Annotated in this window: 6 protein-coding genes; 3 read left to right on the top strand and 3 right to left on the bottom strand. The window is 67.4% G+C overall.

Features of this window, described 5'->3' with window-relative positions; genetic code table 11:
* From VB716_RS09050 to queA, 3 genes are all read left to right on the top strand, one after another.
* A partial coding sequence (locus VB716_RS09050; RefSeq protein WP_323270291.1) for a dihydrolipoamide acetyltransferase family protein occupies positions 1–858 on the top strand: 858 nt, incomplete at its 5' end.
* Positions 859–869: 11 nt separating this feature from the next.
* On the top strand, positions 870–2717 hold the full coding sequence (locus VB716_RS09045) for an APC family permease (RefSeq protein ID WP_197154528.1): 1848 nt from the start codon (positions 870–872) through the stop codon (positions 2715–2717).
* Between the two features lie 50 nt (positions 2718–2767).
* Positions 2768–3859, top strand: coding sequence for a tRNA preQ1(34) S-adenosylmethionine ribosyltransferase-isomerase QueA (gene queA, locus VB716_RS09040; RefSeq protein ID WP_323270292.1), 1092 nt, complete (start codon positions 2768–2770; stop codon positions 3857–3859).
* A gap of 247 nt (positions 3860–4106) precedes the next feature.
* On the opposite strand, the gene VB716_RS09035 is transcribed toward queA, so the two are convergent.
* The 3 genes from VB716_RS09035 to VB716_RS09025 all read right to left on the bottom strand — a co-directional run bounded on the left by VB716_RS09035 (position 4107) and on the right by VB716_RS09025 (position 6039).
* A complete protein-coding gene (locus VB716_RS09035) occupies positions 4107–4706 on the bottom strand; it encodes a superoxide dismutase (RefSeq protein ID WP_197154530.1) in 600 nt (199 codons plus the stop codon).
* A 199-nt stretch (positions 4707–4905) separates the two neighbouring features.
* A complete protein-coding gene (locus VB716_RS09030; RefSeq protein ID WP_197154532.1) occupies positions 4906–5619 on the bottom strand; it encodes an FKBP-type peptidyl-prolyl cis-trans isomerase in 714 nt (237 codons plus the stop codon).
* Positions 5620–5697: 78 nt separating this feature from the next.
* Entirely contained in the window at positions 5698–6039 is a 342-nt protein-coding gene (locus VB716_RS09025) for a phasin family protein (protein WP_197154534.1), read from the bottom strand.
* Between the last annotated feature and the right edge of the window lie 188 nt (positions 6040–6227).

Here is a 6227-nt window from a genome sequence, read left to right as displayed (position 1 = left end):
CCCCATGGCCGTATCCAGGCCGACGACGTGCTGGCCGCCACCGGTCAGCCGGTGAGTGTGCCCCGGGTTGCCGAGGGATCGGCCGCCGCGGTGAGCGTGGCCTCGGCAGGCTCTGCCGCCGGCAATGGTGCTGGCGCAGCCCCCGCTGCAGCCCCCGCCCCGGCGGGACAGGCCTTTGGCCGACCCGGTGAGAGCGTGGCCTTCAACACCCTCCAGCAGGCGGTGAACCGCAACATGCTGGCCAGCCTGGAGGTGCCCTGTTTCCGGGTGGGCTACACGATCACCACCGACAGGCTCGATGCCTTCTACAAGCAGGTGAAGAGCAAGGGCGTCACCATGACGGCCCTGCTGGCCAAGGCCGTGGGTGTGGTGCTGGCCCGCCATCCCCAGGTGAATGCCGCCACCACCGAGGCCGGCATGACCTACCCCGGCTCCGTGAATGTGGCCGTGGCCGTGGCCATGGAAGACGGCGGCCTGATCACCCCGGTGCTGGCCTCCGCCGACAAGACCGACCTCTATTCTCTCGCCCGCAACTGGGCCGATCTGGTGGCCCGCTCCCGCACCAAGCAGCTCAAGCCGGAGGAATACAGCACCGGCACCTTCACGCTTTCCAACCTGGGCATGTTCGGAGTGGATCGCTTCGATGCGATCCTTCCCCCCGGCACCGGCGCCATCCTGGCTGTGGCGGCGTCGCGTCCCACGGTGGTGGCCGGCAAGGATGGCGCGATCCGTGTGAAGAACCAGATGCAGGTGAACCTCACCTGTGATCACCGCACCATCTATGGCGCCCACGCCGCCGCCTTCCTCAAGGACCTGGCCCAGCTGATCGAGACCAACCCCGAAAGCCTGGCCTTCTGAGCGATGGCTCCATGGACCTGATCCGGCGGCTGTTCGGCAAGCCTCTGCCACGCAGCGAGGCGGAAGCTGAACGGCTGCCCAGCTACGAAGCCCTGCCGATCCTGTCGTCCGATGCCCTCTCCTCCGTGGCCTATGCCACCGAGGCCGCTCTGGGGGTTCTGATCCTGGCCGGCAGCCGCGCCCTGGAGCTGTCACTGCCGATCACCCTGGCGATCATCGCCCTGATCGCCGTGGTGGTCTTCTCCTTCCGCCAGACGATCGAGGCCTACCCCCAGGGCGGCGGCTCCTATGTGGTGGCCCGCGAAAACCTCGGCACCGCCGCCAGCCTGGTGGCGGCCGCTTCCCTGCTGGTGGATTACACCCTCACAGCGGCGGTGAGCCTGATGGCGGGAACCCAGGCGCTCTCCTCACTGCTGCCGGGCCTGCTGCGCCACGAGGTGGCCTTCGCCCTGCTGCTGTTGCTGCTGGTGGGCTGGGCGAACCTGCGTGGTGTCCGGGAGGCGGGACAGGCCTTCGCTCTCCCCACCTACGCGTTTGTGCTGATGGTGGCGCTTCTGGCCCTCGGCGGACTGCAGGACCTGGTGTTTCACCATGGCTTCCAGCCCGATCCCCCCCCGCTGATTCAGGCGGTGGAGCCGCTGGGGCTGTTTCTGATCCTGCGGGCCTTCAGTTCCGGTTGTTCCGCCATGACTGGCATCGAGGCGATCGCCAACGGGGTGAAGCTGTTCCGCCAGCCGGCGGCGACCCGGGCGCGGGCCACGATGCTGGTGATGGGGCTGATGCTCGCCGCGATGTTCTTCTGCGTGAGCGGCCTCGGCTTCCTCTATGGCGTGGCTCCCGATCCGAATCGCACCGTGCTGGCCCAGATCGGCCTGCGGGTGTTCGGGGCCGGCAGTCCGCTGCTCTGGGCTCTGCAGATCACCACCCTGCTGATCCTGGTGCTGGCGGCCAACACCGCCTTCGCCGGCTTCCCACGCCTGGCCGCGATGCTCGCCCAGGACCGCTTCCTGCCCCGTCAGATGGGCTGGCTGGGGGATCGGCTGGTGTTCCAGAACGGCATCACCACCCTGGTGCTGGCCACCGCCGTGATCATCGTGGTCTGCCGGGGTGACACCACCGTGGCGGTGAACCTCTATGCCCTGGGGGTGTTCATGGCCTTCACCCTGTCCCAGACGGGCATGGTGGTGCTGTGGTGGCGCCAGCGCGGCCCCGGCTGGCACGGCCGGCTGCTGATGAATGCCCTGGGGGCCATCACCACCTGCGTGGTGCTGGTGGTGATCGTGCTGAGCAAGTTCAGCGAAGGAGCCTGGACCGTGGTGATCGCCATCCCGCTGCTGGTGGCGCTGCTGGCCCGCATCCGGCGGCGCTACCGGCGGGTCTACGCCGAAATCGCCGTGCAGCCCGATCAGGTCCAGCCGGTGCGGCTGCCGCAACGCCATGAACCGATCGGGAACCGCAGCATCGTCTGGCTCACCGGATTCAGCCGCCCCAGCCTCGATGCCCTCCACTACGCCGCCCGGGTCTCTGATCAGGTGGTGGCGGTGTGGGTGCTTTCGGAAGACGATGATCCAGCCGCCATCCAGGCCGACTGGCTGCGCCTGGTGGGGGACGAACCCCAGGTGGAACTGCGGCTGGTGGACAGCCCCTTTGCCTCCCTGATCCAACCCTTTGTGGCCGTGGTGGAAGCCGAGGAGAACCGCTACCCCGCCTCCAGCCTCACGATCGTGATGCCGATGGCGATTCCCCGCTACCGCTTCGACAGCCTGCTGCTCAACCAGCGCGCCATCAACATGCGCCAGGCGCTCGATGCCCAGCACAACCGGGTCTTCACCGTGGTGCGCTATTACTTGCCGGCCTGATTCCCGATCGGCGGTTGCAGCCCCTCTCCTCTCGTTCTGCGGTGTCCCCCCTGGGAGGTCCCGAAGATCGCGCCCTGTCCAGCTATGGGTTCGAGCTGCCGCCCGAGCGCATTGCCCAGCGCCCCGTGGAGCCCCGCCATGCGGCCCGCCTGCTGGCAGTGGAAGCCGATGCGGGCTGTCGCCACCGCACGGTCTGGGATCTGCAGGAGGAGCTGCGGCCCGGTGATCTGCTGGTGGTGAACGACACCCGGGTGCTGCGGGCGCGTCTGCAGGCCCGCCGGGCCGGCAGCGGCGGCGCCGTGGAACTGCTGGTGCTCGAACCGCGGGGGGAGGCCCGCTGGCTCTGCCTGGCCCGTCCGGCCAAGCGCCTGCGCCCCGGTGACCAGCTGGAGCTGCTGGCCGAGGGGCAGCCGCCCCTGGCTGTGGAGGTGCTGGACAGCGATCCCGACACCGGTGGCCGCATCGTGCACTTTCCGCCGGAGTGCACCGATGCCGCCGGCCTCGAGCCGCTGCTGCTGGCCTACGGCGCGATCCCACTGCCGCCCTACATCCACGAACACGACGCCAGCGATAACGAGCGCTACCAGACCCGCTACGCGGCACGGCCCGGTGCCGTGGCGGCCCCAACGGCGGGTCTGCACCTCAGCGATGAGTTGCTGGCTGCATTGGAGAGCCGCGGCGTGCAGCGAGCCACCGTGACCCTGCATGTGGGGCTGGGCACCTTCCGGCCCCTGGAAGACGAAGACCTCAGCCAGCTGGAGCTGCACAGCGAATGGGTGGAGGTGAGCCCGGCGCTGGTGGAGGCGGTGCGGGCCTGCCGCGAGCGCGGCGGGCGGGTGATCGCCGTGGGCACCACCAGCGTGCGCAGCCTCGAGGGGGTGGCCGCCCTGCATGGCGGTGAGCTATGCCCCCACGCCGGCCCTGTGAATCTGGTGATCCAACCCGGTTTCCGCTTCGCGGTGGTGGAGGGTCTGCTCACCAATTTCCATCTGCCCAGGAGTTCGCTGCTGCTGCTGGTGAGTGCCTTGATCGGCCGGCAGCGGTTGCTGGATCTCTACGGCGAGGCGATTGAACAGAACTACCGCTTCTTTTCCTATGGCGACGCCATGTGGATTCCGCCGGAGGCGGTGCTCAAGGTCTGATCGAGGCGGCACTCAAGGTCAGACGCACGACGAATCAAGACATGGAAAGCCTTGAGGCACAGCCAACACAGCTTGGTTGGATCAAGGCAGAGACTGAACTGAAAACAGACTGAGCCAACAAAAAAGCCCCCGGAAGACTCGGGGGCTCACTGAAGACTGCTTTCGCAGCAATGGTTTAGCAAAATAGTCTTGAGTTGGGAAAACTTTGGCTGAATTTCCTTCGGCCAAGTTTTCTCGGGAAGAGGGATCAGGCCGCCGCCAGGTTGGCCGCCACGAAGTCCCAGTTCACCAGCTTGTCGAGGAAGGTGGTGATGTAATCAGGGCGACGGTTCTGATAATCGAGGTAGTAGGCGTGCTCCCACACGTCCATGGTCAGCAGCGCCTTCTGACCGTGGGCCAGGGGCAGATCGGCATTGGCGGTCTTGGTCACCTTGAGAGTGCCGCCATCCAGCACCAGCCAGGCCCAGCCACTGCCGAACTGGGTGGCGCCGGCAGCCTTGAAGGCCTCGACAAAGGCCTCGAAGCTGCCGAAATCAGCGGCGATCTTGTCGGCCAGGGCGCCGCTGGGGGCACCGCCACCGCCGGGCTTCATGCACTGCCAGTAGAAGCTGTGGTTCCACACCTGGGCGGCGTTGTTGAACACACCGGCCTTGCTGGCATCACCGGCCACGGCCGTGATCACGTCGTCCAGGCTCTTGCCTTCCAGATCGGTGCCGGCCACCAGGTTGTTGAGGTTGGTGACGTAGGCATTGTGGTGCTTGCCGTGGTGAAACTCCAGGGTCCGGCTGCTGATATGGGGCTCGAGCGCATCGAGTCCATAGGGCAGCGCGGGCAGCGTGTGAGCCATGGGGGAAGGGAAAGGGCTTGGGAAAAGCCTGCCGCAGGAGGGCCGGGCCGGTCAGTTGTGGGCTTGGTGCCGCCAGGGCAGGACGGGATTCAGGCTCGATGGAGCCTTGTCCAAGGCATCCTAACGATTGCTACAGGTTTTCGATGTCAGGCGCCTCTCCGGCAAGGGCCTTGGCGTTCAGTGTCCAGCGACCAAGGCCTCAGCTGCCGATCCGCAGCAGCTCCACCTCGAAGATCAGGGTGGCGTTGGGGGGAATCACACCACCGGCGCCCCGTTCGCCGTAGGCCAGATCAGCGGGAATCACCAGCTTGCGCTTGCCACCCACCTGCATGCCGGCCACGCCTTCGTCCCAGCCGCGGATCACCCGGCCGGCGCCGAGGGGAAAGGAGAAGGGGCCGCGACCGTAGCTGGAGTCGAACTCCTTGCCGCTTTCCAGGGTGCCGCGGTAGTTGACCACGACTGTCTGACCGCTCTGAGCTTCGGGGCCATCACCGATCACCAGGTCGGTGATGCGCAGGCCACTGGGGGTGACCCGCTCCTTGGCAGCGTCCATGGGACCTCCGAGGGAAGACGCTCCCTGGGCCAGGGCCGCATCGGAGGAGCTGGAGATCGGCGAATCAGAAGCCATGGCAAACAGGGTGGGGTTGGGATCGTTGGGGTCGAGTTCCAGCGGTGCCTGCACAACGGCCCGAGCGGTCCGGCTCACCTCTGGGGCGTTGAGGGCCTGAGCCGCCAGACCGGTGCTGGCTGCTGCCGCGTTGGTCACGGCCACTGCCGGACTGGCTGATGCTTCGGCCACGGAAGACTCGGCACTGGCCGCGCCGATCACGGTGGAGGGGGCCACCAGCTGGCTCACGAAGGCCACCATCAGGCAGGCCACGAACACCGCCGAGCTGATCAGGATGTCGCGCATGGGGCAGCTGGCAAGGAACAGGTGGGCTGCGCCGATTCTGCCTCCTGAACCGTTCGCCCCCAGGCGGTGCCGGCTGGCTCAGTCTGGGGTGTCGGCACTGATCTGGCGCTGCCGCAGGGCCTGCTCCAGCCGGTCGATGCGTCCCCGCAGCTCATCCAGCTCCCGCTGCCGTGCCAGGCCCAGATCCTCAAGCAATTGATCGCGGTTGCGCTCCAGCTGCCGCTCCGCCTGTTGCTCCAGCTCCGGAGTTTCGCCGCGCAGGGCCTTGAGCACGTCCTCCACCAACGCGGAGGCCTGGCCGGGATCGAGCCGACCGCTGCGGACCCAGTCCTGACTCACCAGGCGCAGCCGGTCTCCCACCAGCGATGTGGTGCCGAGGCCGCGCAACAGCAGCATCTGCAGCAGGTTGCCCTGGTCCATGGATCGGCTGCTTTCTTGTTCTGAACAGATTGGCCGTTCCTAGGCTCCACCGCCATGGGAGCAGACCGGTGTCGCTGGTGGATCGGAGCGGCTGTCGCCGGTGCCGGGGCAGGGTTGGCTCTGCCGCCCTGGGGAGCTGCCTGGCTGCTGTGGCCGGCCCTGGCGCTGCTCTGGGCCCTGCCGCGTTC

The sequence above is a fragment of the Synechococcus sp. CCY9201 genome, assembly GCF_034931105.1.
Taxonomy (GTDB): domain Bacteria; phylum Cyanobacteriota; class Cyanobacteriia; order PCC-6307; family Cyanobiaceae; genus CBW1002.
Note: the sequence above shows the minus strand (reverse complement) of the source record. Positions and strands in the feature narration are given on the sequence as shown.